At 66.3% G+C, this 16,641-nt stretch carries 15 protein-coding genes; 13 read left to right on the top strand and 2 right to left on the bottom strand.

Translation table 11 applies throughout. The features are described from left to right. Window positions 1-11 precede the first annotated feature (11 nt). On the bottom strand, window positions 12-1,955 hold the full coding sequence (gene acs, locus CLM74_RS21000) for an acetate--CoA ligase (RefSeq protein ID WP_105164879.1): 1,944 nt from the start codon (window positions 1,953-1,955) through the stop codon (window positions 12-14). Between the two features lie 245 nt (window positions 1,956-2,200). Between acs and CLM74_RS20995 the strand changes: the two genes are divergently transcribed. From CLM74_RS20995 to xth, 4 genes are all read left to right on the top strand, one after another. After that, window positions 2,201-3,622 carry a DcaP family trimeric outer membrane transporter gene (locus CLM74_RS20995; RefSeq protein ID WP_025878777.1) on the top strand — a complete coding sequence of 474 codons (1,422 nt, stop codon included), beginning with the start codon at window positions 2,201-2,203 and terminating at the stop codon, window positions 3,620-3,622. Window positions 3,623-3,735: 113 nt separating this feature from the next. After that, complete coding sequence (locus tag CLM74_RS20990; protein WP_025878778.1) at window positions 3,736-5,391, top strand: MFS transporter; 1,656 nt, start codon at window positions 3,736-3,738, stop codon at window positions 5,389-5,391. A 198-nt stretch (window positions 5,392-5,589) separates the two neighbouring features. Next, entirely contained in the window at window positions 5,590-6,999 is a 1,410-nt protein-coding gene (locus CLM74_RS20985; protein ID WP_105164878.1) for a coniferyl aldehyde dehydrogenase, read from the top strand. 266 nt (window positions 7,000-7,265) lie between these two features. Further along, on the top strand, window positions 7,266-8,033 hold the full coding sequence (xth, locus tag CLM74_RS20980) for an exodeoxyribonuclease III (protein WP_032976774.1): 768 nt from the start codon (window positions 7,266-7,268) through the stop codon (window positions 8,031-8,033). Window positions 8,034-8,112: 79 nt separating this feature from the next. Here xth and CLM74_RS20975 read toward each other — a convergent pair whose 3' ends face one another. Continuing rightward, window positions 8,113-8,364, bottom strand: coding sequence for a GlsB/YeaQ/YmgE family stress response membrane protein (locus CLM74_RS20975; protein ID WP_025878785.1), 252 nt, complete (start codon window positions 8,362-8,364; stop codon window positions 8,113-8,115). Between the two features lie 84 nt (window positions 8,365-8,448). Here CLM74_RS20975 and CLM74_RS20970 point away from each other — a divergent pair, with 84 nt between their 5' ends. From CLM74_RS20970 to CLM74_RS20930, 9 genes are all read left to right on the top strand, one after another. Next, window positions 8,449-9,048, top strand: a complete 600-nt coding sequence (locus CLM74_RS20970) for a 4'-phosphopantetheinyl transferase superfamily protein (RefSeq protein WP_105164877.1) — start codon at window positions 8,449-8,451, stop codon at window positions 9,046-9,048. A 39-nt stretch (window positions 9,049-9,087) separates the two neighbouring features. Further along, the gene (rsmG, locus tag CLM74_RS20965) at window positions 9,088-9,726 is read left to right on the top strand and encodes a 16S rRNA (guanine(527)-N(7))-methyltransferase RsmG (protein ID WP_025878787.1); all 639 of its coding nucleotides are present in this window, start codon (window positions 9,088-9,090) and stop codon (window positions 9,724-9,726) included. A gap of 112 nt (window positions 9,727-9,838) precedes the next feature. Next, window positions 9,839-10,636 (top strand): ParA family protein, encoded by a 798-nt coding sequence (locus tag CLM74_RS20960; RefSeq protein WP_025878788.1) that lies wholly within the window; start codon window positions 9,839-9,841, stop codon window positions 10,634-10,636. After that, window positions 10,636-11,559, top strand: coding sequence for a ParB/RepB/Spo0J family partition protein (locus tag CLM74_RS20955; RefSeq protein ID WP_025878789.1), 924 nt, complete (start codon window positions 10,636-10,638; stop codon window positions 11,557-11,559). Before CLM74_RS20960 ends, CLM74_RS20955 begins: the two co-directional genes overlap by 1 nt. A 142-nt stretch (window positions 11,560-11,701) precedes the next feature. Then, the gene (locus CLM74_RS20950) at window positions 11,702-12,427 is read left to right on the top strand and encodes a suppressor of fused domain protein (protein ID WP_105164876.1); all 726 of its coding nucleotides are present in this window, start codon (window positions 11,702-11,704) and stop codon (window positions 12,425-12,427) included. Window positions 12,428-12,491: 64 nt separating this feature from the next. Next, a complete protein-coding gene (locus CLM74_RS20945) occupies window positions 12,492-13,457 on the top strand; it encodes an NAD-dependent epimerase/dehydratase family protein (RefSeq protein WP_025878791.1) in 966 nt (321 codons plus the stop codon). Between the two features lie 90 nt (window positions 13,458-13,547). Further along, window positions 13,548-14,270, top strand: coding sequence for a glycosyltransferase family 2 protein (locus CLM74_RS20940; RefSeq protein ID WP_099589329.1), 723 nt, complete (start codon window positions 13,548-13,550; stop codon window positions 14,268-14,270). Next, window positions 14,270-14,617, top strand: a complete 348-nt coding sequence (locus CLM74_RS20935) for a lipid-A-disaccharide synthase N-terminal domain-containing protein (protein WP_025878793.1) — start codon at window positions 14,270-14,272, stop codon at window positions 14,615-14,617. Before CLM74_RS20940 ends, CLM74_RS20935 begins: the two co-directional genes overlap by 1 nt. Window positions 14,618-14,862: 245 nt before the next feature. Further along, entirely contained in the window at window positions 14,863-16,635 is a 1,773-nt protein-coding gene (locus tag CLM74_RS20930) for a DUF885 family protein (protein ID WP_025878076.1), read from the top strand. Window positions 16,636-16,641: the final 6 nt, after the last annotated feature.

The following is a 16,641-nucleotide window of genomic DNA, read 5'->3' as shown; positions in this document are numbered from 1 at the left end:
CGGGTAGCACATCAACGCACCTTGCGCTCGTCCACCAGCGACGCCACGACCGATGGATCGGCCAGGGTCGAGGTGTCGCCGAGCTGGTCCGGTGCGTTCTCGGCGATCTTGCGCAGGATGCGGCGCATGATCTTGCCCGAACGGGTCTTCGGCAGGCCCGGCGCCCACTGCAGGTGGTCGGGCGTGGCGATCGGCCCGATCTCCTTGCGCACCCAGGCGACCAGCTCCTTCTGCAGCTCGTCGCTGGGCGCTTCTTCGGCCACCAGGGTGACGTAGGCATAGATACCCTGGCCCTTCACGTCGTGCGGGAAGCCGACCACGGCGGCTTCGGCCACCTTCGGGTGCGAGACCAGCGCGCTTTCCACTTCGGCGGTGCCGATGCGGTGGCCGGACACGTTGATCACATCGTCCACGCGGCCAGTGATCCAGTAGTAGCCGTCTTCGTCGCGGCGGCAGCCGTCACCGGTGAAGTAGCTGCCCGGGTAGGTGCGGAAGTAGGTGTCGATGAAGCGCTGGTGGTCGCCGTACACCGTGCGCATCTGGCCCGGCCAGGAGTCACGGATGATCAGGTTGCCTTCGGTCGGGCCGTCCTTGATCTCGCCATCGGCATTGACCAGGGCCGGCTGCACGCCGAAGAAGGGCAGGGTGGCCGAACCTGGTTTCAGATCCATCGCACCGGCCAGCGGCGAGATCAGGATGCCGCCGGTCTCGGTCTGCCACCAGGTATCGACGATCGGGCAACGGCTGTCGCCGACCACTTCGTAGTACCAGCGCCAGGCTTCCGGATTGATCGGTTCGCCGACGCTGCCAAGCAGGCGCAGCGAGGCGCGCGAGGTCTTCTTCACCGGCTCCTCGCCCTCGCGCATCAGCGCACGGATGGCGGTGGGGGCGGTGTAGAAGATCGACACCTTGTGCTTGTCGATCACGTTCCAGAAGCGCGAGGTGTCCGGGTAGTTCGGCACGCCCTCGAACATCAGCGAGGTCGCGCCGTTGGCCAGCGGGCCGTACACGATGTAGCTGTGGCCGGTGACCCAGCCGACGTCGGCGGTACACCAGTAGATGTCGTCCTCGCGCAGGTCGAACACCGCTTCATGGGTGTACGCCGCGTACAGCAGGTAGCCGGCGGTGGTGTGCAGCACGCCCTTCGGCTTGCCGGTGGAGCCGGAGGTGTAGAGGATGAACAGCGGATCCTCGGCGTTCATGGGCTCCGGCTCGCAGCTGGCCGGCTGGCTGTCGACCACATCATGGAACCAGCGGTCGCGCGGGGCCTGCATGTCCACCGCACCGCCGGTGTGGCGCACCACCAGCACGGTTTCCACGGTATTGGTGCCGGGCAGCTTCAGCGCCGCATCGACGTTGGCCTTCAGCGGAATCTTCCGGCCACCGCGCAGGCCTTCGTCGGCGGTGATGATCAGCTTGCTCTGGCAGTCGCTGACACGGTCGGCGATCGAATTCGGGGCGAAGCCACCGAACACCACCGAGTGGATCGCACCGATGCGCGCGCAGGCCAGCATGGCCACGGCAGCGTCGACGATCATCGGCAGATAGATGGTGACCCGGTCGCCCTTCTTGACGCCCAGGTTGCGCAGCGCGTTGCCGAGACGGCAGGTGCGCTCGTACAGCTCGCGATAGGTCACGTGCTGGGCCGGCGCGTCCGGGCTGTCCGGCTCGAACAGCAGGGCAGTCTTGTCGCCGCGCTTTTCCAGCTGGCGGTCCAGGCAGTTCACGCTGGCGTTGAGCTCGCCATCTTCGAACCACTTGATGTGGAAGTCGGACAGGTCGTAGCTGACGTTCTTGATCGTCGTCGGCTTGCGCGACCAGTCCAGCCGCTCGGCGGCCTTGCCCCAGAACGCATCCGGATCGGACACCGAGGCCTGGTACTGCTGTTCATAGGTGTTCTTGTCGATACGCGCCTTGGCGGCGAACTGCGGATCGACAGGGTAGAGATCAGCCATGGCACCCTCACTTGCACGTTGACTTTGTGTGTGCAGCCGCAGCATTGCAGCAGCCGTTCCCCCTCAGTTTGCCCCATCCACCCCCGGTCGCGTCACCACTTCGGTTAGACCTTGGTCGAAAGTCGGGCCCCTGCAGGCCCGGGTTCGACCAATGGCCAATAGCCGGTGCGTGCAAACGCCCCGCAGTCTCGGCTCGACCGTGCCCCACGCGCGGCATCACCTTGCCACTTGGGAGAGAGGGCAACATGAGCCACCGTACGTTGAAAGCCGTGCGCACACCTTTGGCGGCCTGCCTGTTGGTCGCCCTGGTCGCACCGGGCATGGCGTTCGCCGAGACCGCCAAAGAGAAGGCACTGGAGTCACGCGTCGCCGAGCTGGAGCGGCAGGTGCAGGCGCTGCTGGCGTCGCAGCAGCAGCAACAGACCCAGATCGTGCAGACCCAGCAGGCGGTCACCGACGTCCGCACGCTGCAGGCCGAACAGAAGCCGGCGGTGCCTGCGGGCAAGCAGCCGATCCAGGTCACCACCATCACCCCCGGCGCGGCGCCGGGCACCACGGTCAAGATCGGCGGTTTCATCAAGGCCGATTTCCTGGCCACCCAGACCAGCGATGGCCAGCTGGCCGACGACGCCACCGGCCGCTCGCTGTACCTGCCCGGGCAGACCCCGGTGGAAGGCGCCGGCGGCAGCGGCAAGCGCTCGGACGTGGACTACAACGCCCACGCCAAGTTCTCGCGCTTCAACCTGGGCATCGACAACGTCAGCGAGTCGGGCAACAAGGCCGGCGCGTTCTTCGAGATGGATTTCTTCGGCAACTCGCTGGGCAACCAGACCGCCACCAACACCTATGGCGTGACCCTGCGCCATGCGTACATGTACTGGAACAACTGGATGGCCGGCCAGACCTGGTCGAACTTCATGGATGCGGCGTCGTTGCCGGAAGCGGTCGACTTCGTCGGTCCCACCGATGGCGTGATCTTCGTGCGCCAGGCGCAGGTCCGCTACACCCAGGGCGGCTTCAGCGTCGCGCTGGAGAATCCGGAAACGACCACCCTCACCGGTACGCGCAATCCGGTCACCGGCGCCTGGACCAATGCCAGCGCCAACTCCGATCGCGGCAGCCTGCCGGACCTGACCCTGCGTTATGGCTGGAAGGGTGACTGGGGCACGTTCGGTGTTGGCGGTATCGTCCGTCAGCTGAAGGTCGACAACCAGGCCACCGGCGCAAAGGCCGACAAGGTGGCCGGTGGCCTGACCCTGGGCGGCAAGTGGGTGATGGGTGACAGCGATTCGCTGCACTACCAGTTCACCGGTGGCGAGGGCATCGCCCGTTACATCGGCCTGGGCATTACTGCGGATTCGGCCTATGACGTGGCTCGTGACGAGCTCAACCCGACCGGTGTGATCGCCGGCTATGTCGGTTGGCGCCATGCGTTCTCGCCGAAGCTGCGCACCAACCTGATCTACGCGCGCAGCGACTACGACAACGACAGCATCCTCGGCCCGCTGGTGACCAAGAGCGTGCAGAGCATCCGCGGCAACATCTTCTACTCGCCGCTGCCCAAGGTCGATGTCGGTGCCGAGCTGATGTACGGCAAGCGCGAGATAGAGAACGGCAACAAGGGCGATATCACCCGTCTGCAGTTCACTACGAAGTACAGCTTCTAAAGGAGTGCCGACCAAGGTCGGCACCTACCAAGAATGAGTGCCGACCAATGGTGTCGGCACCTACCTAGACTGCGTGCCGACCGAGGTCGGCACCTACAGAGGGAAAGCTTCCCATGTCCACAACACCTGCACCGGCGAAAGCCCAACTAACCCAGGGACACAAGAAGGTCATCTTCGCGTCCAGCCTGGGCACCGTTTTCGAGTGGTACGACTTCTTCCTGTATGGCTCGCTTGCGGCGATCATCGCCAAGCAGTTCTTCAGTGGCGTCAATGAAACCACGGGCATGATCTTCGCCCTGCTGGCCTTCGCGGCCGGCTTCTTCGTGCGCCCGTTCGGTGCGGCCTTCTTCGGCAGCCTCGGCGATCGCATCGGCCGCAAGTACACCTTCCTGGTCACCATCCTGATCATGGGCATCTCGACCTTCCTGGTCGGTGTGCTGCCCAACTACGCCTCGATCGGCTTCGCCGCGCCGGTGATCCTGATCATCCTGCGCCTGGCCCAGGGCCTGGCCATGGGCGGCGAGTACGGTGGTGCGGCGACCTACGTGGCCGAACACGCGCCGGACGACAAGCGCGGCCTGTACACCAGCTTCATCCAGTGCACGGCCACGCTCGGCCTGTTCATGTCGCTGCTGATCATCCTGGCCTGCCGCTACTTCCTCGGCAACGAAGCGTTTGAAGCCTGGGGCTGGCGCATTCCGTTCCTGGTCTCGATCGTGCTGCTGGGCGTGTCGGTGTGGATCCGCCTGCAGCTGAGCGAGTCGCCGCTGTTCCAGCAGATGAAGTCGGAGGGCAAGGGTTCCAAGACGCCGTTCCGTGACAGCCTGAAGGGCGGCAACCTGAAGCTGATGCTGCTGGTGCTGCTCGGCGCCGCAGCGGGCCAGGCGGTGGTCTGGTATGGCGGCCAGTTCTACGCGCTGTTCTTCCTCAGCAGCATGCTGAAGGTCGACGCCACCACCTCCTACCTGCTGATCGCCGCCGCGCTGGCGCTGGGCGTGCCGTTCTTCATCTTCTTCGGCTGGCTGTCCGACCGTATCGGCCGCAAGAAGATCATCCTGGCCGGCTGCCTGTTGGCCGCAATCACCTACATCCCGATCTTCAAGGGCCTGACCCACTTCGCCAACCCGGCCATCGAAGAGGCCCGCAGCAGTTCGCCGGCGCTGGTCGTGGCCGACCCGACCACCTGCTCCTTCCAGTTCGATCCGGTGGGCCTGCGCAAGTTCACCAGCTCCTGCGACGTAGCCACCGCCGCGCTGACCAAGGCCGGTGTGCCGTATGACGTGCAGCCGGCCGCTGCTGGTTCGCTGGCGATGGTCAACGTGGGCAGTGCCAGCGTCACTTCGTACGAGGCCGCTGGCCTGACCAAGGAAGAAGGCAAGGCCAAGGCCGACGCGTTCGGTGCCGAGCTGAAGACAGCATTGACCGGCGCTGGTTATCCCGCCAAGGCTGATGGTTCGCGCATCAACTACGCCGGCACGATCCTGATGCTGTGGCTGCTGGTGCTGTACGTGACCATGGTCTACGGCCCGATCGCCGCCTACCTGGTCGAACTGTTCCCGACCCGCATCCGCTACACCTCGATGTCGCTGCCGTACCACATCGGCAACGGCTGGTTCGGTGGCTTCCTGCCGGCGATCTCGTTCGCGCTGGTGGCCGGTACCGGCAACCTGTACTACGGGTTGTGGTACCCGATCATCATCGCGCTGATGTCGGTGGTGATTGGCGGCCTGTTCCTGCGCGAGACGAAGAACGTGGACATCACCAAGTAAGAATGATGTTCATCGAATGAAGGAGAGGCCGTGGTGCAGACCACGGCCTTTCTGTTTGTGGGGGCGCTTATCCGGCCCGCACCCTGGTAGTGCCGGCCGCTGGCCGGCAACTGCACGATGTCTGCCGGAGATCCATGAGGCTGCCGGCCAGCGGCCGGCACTACCATTACATTGCACAGCACGCCGTATAGTCGGCCCATGACCACCACCGCCCCAGCCGACCTCCCCGCCGTTCTGCATACCCTGCGTACTGCCTGGCAGGCCCAGCGCCCCACGCTCGACCAGCGCGAAGCCGACCTGCGCCGCCTGCGCGAGGCGCTGAAGCTACGCCTGGACGAAATGGCCCAAGCCATCGCCGAGGACTTCGGCCACCGCGCCCACGTGGAATCGAAGCTGGCCGATGGCATGAGCGTGCTGTCGGCCATCGACCACCTGCGTCGCCACCTGCGGCGCTGGTCGAAGCCGCAGCGGGTGGGCGCCGGCTGGCGACTATGGCCGGCGCGCGCGCAGCTGCGGCCGATGCCGCTGGGTGTGGTCGGGGTGATCTCGCCGTGGAATTATCCGGTCACGCTGGCGTTGGTGCCGCTGGCTACAGCCATCGCCGCCGGCAACCATGTGCTGTTGAAGCCTTCGGAGCACACCCCGCGCACCAGCGCCTTCCTGGCCGATCTGCTGGCCAGCGTGTTCCCGCCCAATCGCGTGGCGGTGGTGCAGGGTGGGGCGGACGTGGCTGCGGCGGTGTCTTCGCTACCGCTGGACCACCTCGTGTTCACCGGTTCCACCGCGGTCGGCCGCAAGGTAATGGCGGCGGCGGCGGAGCATCTGGTGCCGCTGACGCTGGAACTGGGCGGCAAGTCGCCGGCGATCGTCTGCCGCGATTTCCCGTTGGACAAAGCCGCCGCGCGGTTGGCCACCGGCAAGTGGTTCAACGCCGGCCAGACCTGCATTGCGCCGGATTACGTGCTGATCGACAGCGTGCGCCAGCGTGAGTTCGTGCAGGCGCTGCAGCAGCAGGTGCGCGAGCGCTATGGTGATTTCAGCGATGCCGACGATTACACGCGAATCATCAACGAGGGCCAGTACCGGCGCCTGCAGGGCTATCTGGCGCAAGCCCGCGAACGCGGGGTGCCGGTGATTCCGCTGGCGCAGGTGGATGACGCGCGCGCCGATCGTGAGCGCCTGCTGGTGCCGACGGTAGTGCTGGACCCGCCGGAAGACCTGGACCTGATGCGCGATGAGATCTTCGGCCCGATCCTGCCGGTGCGTGCCTATCCGGACCTGGATGCGGCGTTGGCCGACATCGTGGCCCGCGACCGGCCGCTGGCGCTGTATCCTTTCAGCCACGACACGGCCACGGTGGAGCGCATTCTTGGCCAGGTGCTGGCCGGCGGGGTCACGGTCAACGACACCCTGCTGCACTTCGCCGCCGACGGTTTGCCGTTCGGTGGGGTGGGCGCCAGTGGCATGGGGGCGTACCACGGGCGGGCCGGGTTTGATGCGATGAGCAAGCTGTTGCCGGTGCTGTGGCAGTCGCGCTGGGCGGCCAGTGATCGGCTGCGGCCGCCGTATTCGAAGATTGCGAGGTTGTTGAAACTGCTGCTGCGGTGAATCCAGGCAGGGCGTGCACCAGTGGTAGTGCCGGCCGCTGGCCGGCAACCTCATGACCCTTCGGCGGGGACCTGCACCTGCCGGCCAGCGGCCGGCACTACCGGTAGGGGCCAACCCGCGCGGCCCGTTCCGGTAGGGGCCAACCTTGGTTGGCACGCGTGAACCCCAAGCGCCGACCAAGGTCGGCCTCTACGAAGGCAACAGCGGGAAGCAAAGCGCCGACCAAGGTCGGCCTCTACCAAAGCCCACCCGGGTAGAATGCCCGCATGAAAATCGCCTCGTGGAACGTCAATTCGCTCAATGTCCGCCTGCCGCACCTGGAGCAGTGGCTCAAGGACTTCGGCCCGGACATCGTCGGCATCCAGGAAACCAAGCTGGAGGACCACAAGTTCCCCGACTCGGCGCTGGTCGCCGCCGGTTACCGCAGCGTGTTCGCCGGGCAGAAGACCTACAACGGCGTGGCGCTGGTGTCGCGCGAGCCGGCGCAGGACGTGCAGATCGGCATTCCCGGCTTCGAGGACGAGCAGAAGCGGGTCATCGCCGGCACCTTCGGCGACCTGCGGGTGATCAACCTGTACGTGGTCAACGGCCAGGACGTGGGCACCGACAAGTACGAGTACAAGCTGCGCTGGCTGGAGGCGGTGCACGCGTGGATCGCCGAAGAACTGCAGCGGCATCCGAAGCTGATCGTGATGGGCGACTTCAACATCGCCCCCGATGCGCGCGATGTGCATGACCCGGAGGTGTGGAACGACAACCACATCCTGACGTCCACTGCCGAGCGCGGCGCGCTGAACAAGCTGCTGCAGCTGGGCCTGCACGATGGCTTCCGCCTGCACAACGATGAGGCCGGCACCTTCAGCTGGTGGGACTACCGCGCAGCGGGTTTCCGCCGCAACCTCGGTCTGCGCATCGACCTCACCCTGGTCTCCGATGCGCTGAAGGGCACTGCGGTGGCCTCGGGCATCGACCGCGAGCCGCGCACCTGGGAACGTCCCAGCGATCATGCGCCGGCGTGGGTGGAATTGGGTTGAAGCGGTAGCGCCGGGCCATGCCCGGCGAGCGCAGCGGCGGCAGGGAGACGCCGGGCATGGCCCGGCGCTACCTGTCAGTTCACCGTATGCTCTTGCGGGTGAACAGGTTGACGATCGCCAGCAGGATCACCGCGCCGATCAGCGAGAACAGGAACGTGCGCAGGGTGATCGCTTCATTGATGCCGCCGCCGAACAGCCAGCCGGAAATCAGTGCGCCGACGATGCCCACCACGATGTTGAGGATGATGCCCTGCTGGCCATCGCGCTTCATGATGATGCTTGCCAGCCAGCCGACGATGCCGCCGACGATCAGCCAGATGATGATGCCCATGATCGACTCTCCGGTGGATAACCGCGTCCAGTTGACGCGCAATGCCGTGAACCCGCTGTGCAATCCTGTGACGGGCGCGTGCGGATGAGCCTGCCAGCCACCCTTGAGGGCCCCTGGCGGTTTGGTCCGGTTACCGTCTGGCGCTGCCCGCACGTCCCTGGCCAGCGCGGTGAGCCGCAGGCCCGGCAGGTGCTGGCACAGGCCCTGGGGGGCGATCCGGATGCGCTGCCGCTGGTGCGCGACGACAAGGGCCGGCCGGAACTGAGCGGCGCGCTCGCCCACTACGGCACCGGCTGGAGCCACAGCGGCGAGGTGCTGCTGGTAGCGCTGGGCGAGGGCGTGCGGCTGGGCGTGGACCTGGAACTGCTGCGCCCGCGCCCGCGCATGCTGGAAATCATCCAGCGCTTCTTCCATCCCGACGAAGTGGCCTGGCTGCAGGGCCTGGACGAGGCCGACCGCGAACACTGGTTCTTCCGCGTCTGGTGTGCCAAGGAAGCAATGCTGAAGGCGCACGGGCAGGGCATTTCCTTCGGCCTGCACCGCCTGCAGCTGGCCCCGGCCGACGATGGCGCCCTGCACCTGCGCTGGTGCGACCCGGAGTTGGGCGAGGCCGCGCGCTGGCACCTGCACGAATGGCAGGCCAGCGGACAATTCCGCGCCGCATTGGCCTGGTATCCGCAGTGAATCGGCGAATCAACGGCGAAAACCGGCGATAATGCCGGCATGAGCGAACACGATCTTCCCGCCGGCGTAGCGAACACGCTGCAGCAGGGCCTGGCCAGCATGGGCCTGGCCGCCGAGCTGGCCCCGCCGCTGCTGCGCTACCTGGCGCTGCTGCACCGCTGGAACGGCACCTACAACCTCACCGCCATCCGCGATCCGCAGGAAATGGTCACCCGCCATCTGCTCGATTCGCTGGCGATGCAGCCGTTCGTGGCCGATGGCAGCCTGGCCGACCTCGGTACCGGCCCCGGGTTGCCGGGCATCCCGCTGGCGATCGCCTGCCCGGGCCTGCAGGTCACCCTGGTGGAAAGCAACGGCAAGAAGGCCCGCTTCATGCGCGAGGCCGTGCGCCAGCTGGGCCTGGGCAATGCCCGCGTGGCCGAATCGCGCGCCGAAGCGCTGGCCGAGCCAGGCAGCTACGACCAGCTGACCGCGCGCGCGATGGACACCCTGGCCGGCATCGTCCGCGTCGGTGGCCACCTGCTGCGCCCCGGTGGCGTGTTGCTGGCCATGAAAGGCGTCTACCCGCATGAGGAGATCGCAGCGCTGCCGGCCGGTTGGCAGGTGCGCGAGGTGGTCCCGCTGAGCGTGCCCGGCCTGGCCGGTGAACGCCATCTGGTCACCGTCACAGGTCCCTGAACCCCGCCGCCCGCCCCTTGTGGAACAAGCGGTTGGCGATCCACGATTTCCGCACGGGCCCGGTTGTACGCATAATGACCGGTCCCAGCACACGTCGACGAGGCACACCCGCATGGCCCGCATCATCGCCATCGCCAACCAGAAGGGTGGCGTCGGCAAGACCACGACCGCCGTCAACCTGGCCGCTTCCCTGGCCAACGCACCCAAGCGCGTGCTGTTGGTCGACCTGGATTCCCAGGGCAACGCGACCATGGGCAGTGGCGTGGACAAGCGCGAGCTGGTCTCCTCCACCTACGACCTGCTGCTGGGCGAGTCCAGCGCCGCCGACGTGCGCGTGCAGACCGCCGAAGGCTACGACCTGCTGCCGGGCAACATCGACCTGACCGCGGCCGAGATCCAGCTGATGGCGCAGAGCGAGCGCGAGCAGCGCCTGAAGCGCGCGCTGGCACCGATCCGCGATGAGTACGACTACATCCTGATCGACTGCCCGCCGGCGCTCTCGCTGCTGACTCTCAACGCACTGGCCGCCGCCGATTCGGTGATCGTGCCGATGCAGTGCGAGTACTACGCACTGGAAGGCCTGAGCGCGCTGGTGGAAACCATCGAAGCGCTGCGTGCCAACCTCAACCCGGCGCTGGAGATCGAAGGCGTGCTGCGCACCATGTTCGACGTGCGCAACAACCTGGCCAATGCCGTGTCGGCCGAGCTCACCGAGCACTTCGGCGACCGGGTGTTCCGCACCATCGTGCCGCGCAACGTGCGCTTGGCCGAGGCGCCCAGCCATGGCCAGAGCATCGTCGGCTACGATCGTGCTTCGCGCGGCGGCGTGGCCTACCTCGGCCTGGCCGGCGAGATCATCCGTCGCAACAACGAACGCAACAAGGCCACCAAGGCCGTGGAGACCGTCTGATGACCAGCAGCAAGCCTGCAGCCAAGAAGCGAGGCCTCGGCCGCGGCCTGGACGCACTGCTCGGTCCGAAGGGCGCGGTCAGCCAGGTGCAGGCCAGTACGGCGGTGATCGAGCCGCTGCCCGGTGAAGTGCTGCGCAAGCTGCCGGTAGGCCAGCTGCAGCCGGGCAAGTACCAGCCGCGTCGCGAGATGGACCAGGGCAAGCTGTCCGAACTGGCCGACTCGATCAAGTCGCAGGGCGTGATCCAGCCGATCCTGGTGCGCCAGCTGCCGGCAGGCAACTTCGAGATCGTCGCCGGTGAACGTCGCTGGCGCGCCTCGCAGCTGGCCGGCCTGGACGAAGTGCCGGTGGTGGTGCGCGAGCTGGAAGACCGCACCGTCATCGCGATGGCGCTGATCGAGAACATCCAGCGCGAAGACCTCAACCCGCTGGAAGAAGCCGAAGCGCTGCAGCGCCTCATCAGCGAATTCACCCTGACCCATGCCGAGGCCGCCGAGGCCGTCGGTCGCTCGCGCGCGGCGGTGTCCAACCTGCTGCGCCTGCTGGAGCTGCCGATCGCCATCCGCCTGCTGCTGGAAACGCGCCGGCTGGAGATGGGGCACGCCCGCGCGCTGCTGACGCTGGCCCCAGAACTGGCCAGCAAGCTGGCCCAGGAAGCGGCCGATGAAGGCTGGTCGGTGCGCGAGGTCGAGCGCCGCGCGCAGGCGTTTGCCGCCGGCAAGGTGCCGAGCAACCGTCCGCAGCCGGTGGCCAAGGTGCAGCAGGCCGATATCGCCTCGCTGGAAACCGAGCTGTCCGAAGTGCTGGGGACTTCCGTTGCGATCAACCATGGCCGCGGCGGCAAGGGCAAGCTGATCATCCATTACGCCAACCTGGACACGCTCGATGGCGTGCTGGAGCGGCTGCGCACGCGCCAGGGCTGACCCCGGCGCATCTTCATGGGCGCACGGCCTGTTCCTGCCGTGTGCCGTCGATTGCAGGGAACGCACCGCCGCGCGTGCCGGAGGTCGTATCGTCCACCGCAGGTGGGCCGCTCCGCCCCGTGGCTCATCCAGGGAGCAGGACATGACCATTGAAGTAGACGACGTCAGCCAGGGCGGCAGCCCGATCCTCGTGCACAGCCGCGAGAAGGACTTCACCCCGGCCCAGGGCGAGTCGCACATCGAGGAGATCAGCGCGCACATCGAGCGCCATCTTGGTCCGATCTCCGGCGTCTTCCATGAAATCATCTCCGATATCGTGCACATCGACGTGCATGTGGTGCCCGCCACCGACGAGTGCCCGTACCTGCGGCTGGTGACCTCGGGCATGAGCGATCTGCCGATGGCCGTGCCCGACGAGGTGGACGCCCCCCGGCACATGGAACTGATGGTGACCCTGCCGGCGGATTGGCCGATCACCCAGGATGCCTTCGAGGATGAGCGCAACTATTGGCCGGTGCGCCTGCTGAAGACCCTGGCGCGGCTGCCGCACGAGTACGACACCTGGCTGGGCTTCGGCCACACCATTCCCAACGGCCATCCGTCCGAGCCCTATGCACCGGGCGTGGGGTTCGATGGGGCCATCGTGCTGCCGCCGGTCACGACCCCAGAGGACTTCGGCACGCTGGCGCTGGAAGACGGCACCACCATCGAGTTCATGGCGATCGTGCCGCTGTACCCGGAAGAGATGGACCTGAAGCTGAAAAAGGACTCGGAAACCCTGCTGGATCGCTTCGATGCGAAGAACATCCAGGATGTCATCCAGCCGGGGCGCACCAATGTGGCCAAGAAGCGTTTCGGCCTGTTCTAGGCCCTGCGCGTACCATCAGACGCCATCACTACTGAATTGACCGTTGAATTCCAGGCTCACCGCAATGACCATCCTGCTCACCGGCGCAGCCGGCTTCATCGGTGCCTACACCGCCCGTGCCCTGCTTGATGCGGGCCAGTCGGTGGTCGGCCTGGACAACTTCAACGATTACTACGACCCACAGATCAAGCGCGACCGCGTGGCCGCGCTGTGCCCGACGCTGGATCTGCGCACGCTGGACCTGACCGACCGCGACGGCCTGGCCGCGCTGTTCGAGGAAGTGCAGCCGACTGCGGTGATCCACCTGGCTGCGCAGGCCGGCGTGCGCTATTCGCTGGAGAACCCGCACGCCTACGTCGACAGCAACCTGGTCGGCTTCGTCAACATGCTCGAGCTGTGCCGCCACCGTGGCGTGCAGCATCTGGTGTATGCGTCCAGCAGTTCGGTGTACGGCGATTCGGCCACGCCGCCGTTTTCCGAAGACCAGCGCGTGGACCAGCCGCGCTCGCTGTACGCCGCCACCAAGGCCGCCAATGAACTGATGGCCTATACCTACGCACAGCTGTATGGCCTGCGTGCCACCGGCCTGCGCTTCTTCACCGTGTATGGCCCGTGGGGCCGGCCGGACATGGCGCCGCTGCTGTTCTCGCGCGCGGTGCTGGCCGGTCGTTCGATCGATGTGTTCAACGAAGGCCGCATGCAGCGCGATTTCACACATGTCTCCGACATCGTGGCCGGTATTCTCGGCGCCCTCGCGCATCCGGCGGATGGTCCGGTGCCGCACCGGGTGTTCAACCTCGGCAACCACACGCCGGTCGAGCTGGAGCGCTTCATCGGCGTGATCGAGCAGGCCGCCGGTCGCCCCGCGCAGAAGGTCTACAAGCCGATGCAGCCGGGTGACATGGTGCGCACGATGGCCGATACCCGGCGCGCACATGACGCATTTGGCTACGAACCGGTCATGCCGATCGAACAGGGCCTGCCGCCGGTGGTGCAGTGGTGTCGCGAGTATTTTGCTGATCGCGCCTGAAAACCGATCCTCACGCCGCCGGATTCATCTTCGGATAACCTCGGCTTCGGAAAATGCGCGGTCTTTGTCCCTCCTTGGCCGAGTCCCCCCATGAGCCAACCCGAGCTGTCCGTCGTTGTCCCCGTATTCAACGAGCGCGACAACGTCGCGCCCCTGGTGGCCGAAATCACCGCTGCACTGCGCGGACGGCTGCCGTTCGAGATCGTCTACATCGACGATCATTCGCGCGATGACACCTTGGCCGTGCTGCAGGGCCTGAAGGCCACCACGCCGGAGCTGCGCGTGCTGCACCACGTCTCGCAGAGCGGGCAGAGCACCGCGGTACGTACCGGCGTCAAGCACGCGCGTGCGCCGTGGATCGCCACCCTCGACGGTGATGGCCAGAACGATCCGGCCGACATCCCCAGGCTGCTGGACGCCCGTGATGCGGCCGATGCCCAGGTGAAGCTGTTCGCCGGCTGGCGCGTCAACCGCCAGGACAGCGGCAGCAAGCGCTGGGCCAGCAAGTGGGCCAATGCCATCCGCGCGCGCATGCTGCGCGATGACACCCCCGATACCGGCTGCGGCATCAAGCTGTTCGAGCGCAACGCCTTCCTCGATCTACCGTACTTCGACCACATGCATCGCTACCTGCCGGCGCTGATGCAGCGTGCCGGCTGGAAGACCACCAGCGTGCCGGTCAACCATCGCCACCGTACGGCCGGCGTGTCCAAGTACAACAACCTGGGCCGCGCGCTGGTCGGCATCCGCGACCTGCGCGGCGTGGCCTGGCTGATCACCCGCAGCAAGCGCACCGCGGTGGAGGAGCGTTGATGGATCTGGAGCTGCACTGGCTGGACCAGCCGCTGACCTGGTTGTACTGGACCGGCCTGCATGTGACCGGTTGGAAGCTGATCGGCTACACCGGCGCGTTGATGTTCGGTGGCCGTTGGCTGGTCCAGTTCGTCGCCTCCAAGCGCGCCGGCAAGCCGGTGATCCCGCGGCTGTTCTGGTACATGAGCGTGGTCGGCAGCCTGATGACGCTGAGCTACTTCCTGTTCTCGGCCAAGCAGGACTCGGTGGGCGTGCTGCAGAACCTGTTCCCGGCGTTCACCGCGTTGTACAGCCTGCAGCTGGACATCAAGCATCGCGGCTGGAAGCGGGACAAGGCCAGTCACTGACGCCCCGGTAGACGCCGACCTTGGTCGGCGCTGGTTTTCTCCGGGTGCCAACCAAGGTTGGCAGCTACCCGAGCGGCCACGCAGGCACCGCCGTGCCCGGGTGATGCCGACCTTGGTTGGCCCGATGCGTCCGCGGCAGGAGCATCCACGCATGGCGTGGATCTACTGAGGCAGGACCTTCGTCCCATGCCATGCGCGGTGCGGGGTGCCATGATCGGGGTCTGCCTTCCCGGGAACCTGTGCTTGTGAAAACCCGTCTTGCCGTAGCCCTGCTGATCGCCCTGTCTGCCCCTGCCGTGGCCCTGGCCGCACCACCCACCGCCGTCGCGCCGGCCAGCGTGGCTACCGAGTCGCCCGCCGATGCCGCCTTCCGCGCGCTGTACGAGAAGGAATGGAAGTGGCGCCAGCAAGGCGGCGGCGAGGCCAGCGAGGACGAAGACGCGCCGGCCAATGCCACCCGCATGCCCGACGTCGGCCCGGCCGCGCAGCAGGCACGCCTGGAGGTATGGGACCAGACCCTGGCCGCGCTGAAGAAGATCGACCCGAAGACCCTTTCGCCCGACAACCAGGTCAACTACGCGATCTACCGCGACCAGGTGTTCAACCTGGCCGAAGAAGTGCGCCTGCGCGGCTACGAGATGCCGTTCAACGCCGATTCCTCGTTCTGGTCCAACCTGTCCTTCATGGCCCGGCGCGAGATGAAGACCGTGCAGGACTACCAGAACTACATCGCGCGCCTGAATGATGTGCCGCGCTACTTCGACCAGCAGACCGGGAACATGCGTGCCGGCCTGAAGCGCGGCTTCAGCGTGCCGCGTGCGGTGCTTGATGGCCGCGAGGTGTCCATCGCCACTGTCGCCGAACTGAAGGACCCGACCGAATCGCCGTTGTACGCGCCGTTCAAGAAGCTGCCCAACACCGTCCCGGCTGCGGAGCAGGCCAAGCTGCAGGCACAGGCCCGCGCGGCGATCAGCGGCAAGGTGGTGCCGGCGTTCCAGCAACTGCGCACTTTCTTCGTCAACGAATACGTGCCACAGGCGCGTACCACCCTGGCCGCCGAAGCGATGCCTGACGGCAAGGCGTACTACAAGCAGCAGATCCACGAATACACCACGCTGGACCTGTCGCCGGACGAGATCCACCGCATCGGGCTGGATGAAGTGGCACGCATCCAGAAGGAAATGAACGACATCATCAAGCAGGTGAAGTTCAAGGGCAGCTTTGCCGAGTTCCTGACCTTCCTGCGTACCGACCCGCAGTTCTATGCCAAGACGCCGGAAGAACTGCTGTCGCGCGCCGCATGGATCTCCAAGCGCGCCGATGGCCAGCTCGGCAAGTACATGACATTGCCGCGCGCGCGCTTCACCATCGTGCCGGTGCCGCCGGACATCGCGCCGTTCTGGACCGCCGGCCGTGGTGGCATGGGCACCTACTGGCTCAATACCTACAACCTGCCGTCGCGCCCGCTGTACAACCTGCCGGCGTTGACCCTGCACGAATCCGATCCGGGCCATGCACTGCAGGGTGCCATCGCTGCCGAGCAGAAGAACCTGCCGGAGTTCCGCCGCAATGCCTACATCTCCGCCTATGGCGAAGGTTGGGCGCTGTACTGCGAGAAGCTGGGCGTGGAAATGGGAATCTACGAAACCCCGTACGAGGATTTCGGTCGCCTGACCTACGAGATGTGGCGCGCCACGCGCCTGGTGATCGACACTGGCGTGCACAGCAAGGGCTGGAGCCGCGAGCAGGCGCTGGCTTACCTGCGTGACCACACGGCGCTGAGTGAGCACGAAGTGACCACCGAAGTGGATCGCTACATTTCCTGGCCGGGGCAGGCGTTGAGCTACAAGCTCGGCGAGATCGCCATCGTGCGCCTGCGTGCGCAGGCCGAGAAGGAGCTGGGCGACAAGTTCGACGTCAAGGGCTTCCACGACACCCTGCTGAAGCAGGGTTCGGTGCCGTTGCCGGTGCTGGAGCAGCAGATCCAGGCGTACATTGCCGAGCGCAAGAAGGCCTGATCGCCG

Origin of the sequence: Stenotrophomonas sp. MYb57, assembly GCF_002966815.1 — a bacterium.
Taxonomy (GTDB): domain Bacteria; phylum Pseudomonadota; class Gammaproteobacteria; order Xanthomonadales; family Xanthomonadaceae; genus Stenotrophomonas; species Stenotrophomonas indicatrix.
This window is presented reverse-complemented; position numbering and strand designations above follow the sequence as displayed.

Excerpts from the sequence above, each read along its gene's own strand:
- acs (WP_105164879.1), bottom strand. The coding sequence starts at position 1,955 with ATGGCTGATCTCTACCCTGTCGATCCGCAGTTCGCCGCCAAGGCGCGT.
- CLM74_RS20995 (WP_025878777.1), top strand. The coding sequence starts at position 2,201 with ATGAGCCACCGTACGTTGAAAGCCGTGCGCACACCTTTGGCGGCCTGC.
- CLM74_RS20990 (WP_025878778.1), top strand. The coding sequence starts at position 3,736 with ATGTCCACAACACCTGCACCGGCGAAAGCCCAACTAACCCAGGGACAC.
- CLM74_RS20985 (WP_105164878.1), top strand. The coding sequence starts at position 5,590 with ATGACCACCACCGCCCCAGCCGACCTCCCCGCCGTTCTGCATACCCTG.
- xth (WP_032976774.1), top strand. The coding sequence starts at position 7,266 with ATGAAAATCGCCTCGTGGAACGTCAATTCGCTCAATGTCCGCCTGCCG.
- CLM74_RS20975 (WP_025878785.1), bottom strand. The coding sequence starts at position 8,364 with ATGGGCATCATCATCTGGCTGATCGTCGGCGGCATCGTCGGCTGGCTG.
- CLM74_RS20970 (WP_105164877.1), top strand. The coding sequence starts at position 8,449 with ATGAGCCTGCCAGCCACCCTTGAGGGCCCCTGGCGGTTTGGTCCGGTT.
- rsmG (WP_025878787.1), top strand. The coding sequence starts at position 9,088 with ATGAGCGAACACGATCTTCCCGCCGGCGTAGCGAACACGCTGCAGCAG.
- CLM74_RS20960 (WP_025878788.1), top strand. The coding sequence starts at position 9,839 with ATGGCCCGCATCATCGCCATCGCCAACCAGAAGGGTGGCGTCGGCAAG.
- CLM74_RS20955 (WP_025878789.1), top strand. The coding sequence starts at position 10,636 with ATGACCAGCAGCAAGCCTGCAGCCAAGAAGCGAGGCCTCGGCCGCGGC.
- CLM74_RS20950 (WP_105164876.1), top strand. The coding sequence starts at position 11,702 with ATGACCATTGAAGTAGACGACGTCAGCCAGGGCGGCAGCCCGATCCTC.
- CLM74_RS20945 (WP_025878791.1), top strand. The coding sequence starts at position 12,492 with ATGACCATCCTGCTCACCGGCGCAGCCGGCTTCATCGGTGCCTACACC.
- CLM74_RS20940 (WP_099589329.1), top strand. The coding sequence starts at position 13,548 with ATGAGCCAACCCGAGCTGTCCGTCGTTGTCCCCGTATTCAACGAGCGC.
- CLM74_RS20935 (WP_025878793.1), top strand. The coding sequence starts at position 14,270 with ATGGATCTGGAGCTGCACTGGCTGGACCAGCCGCTGACCTGGTTGTAC.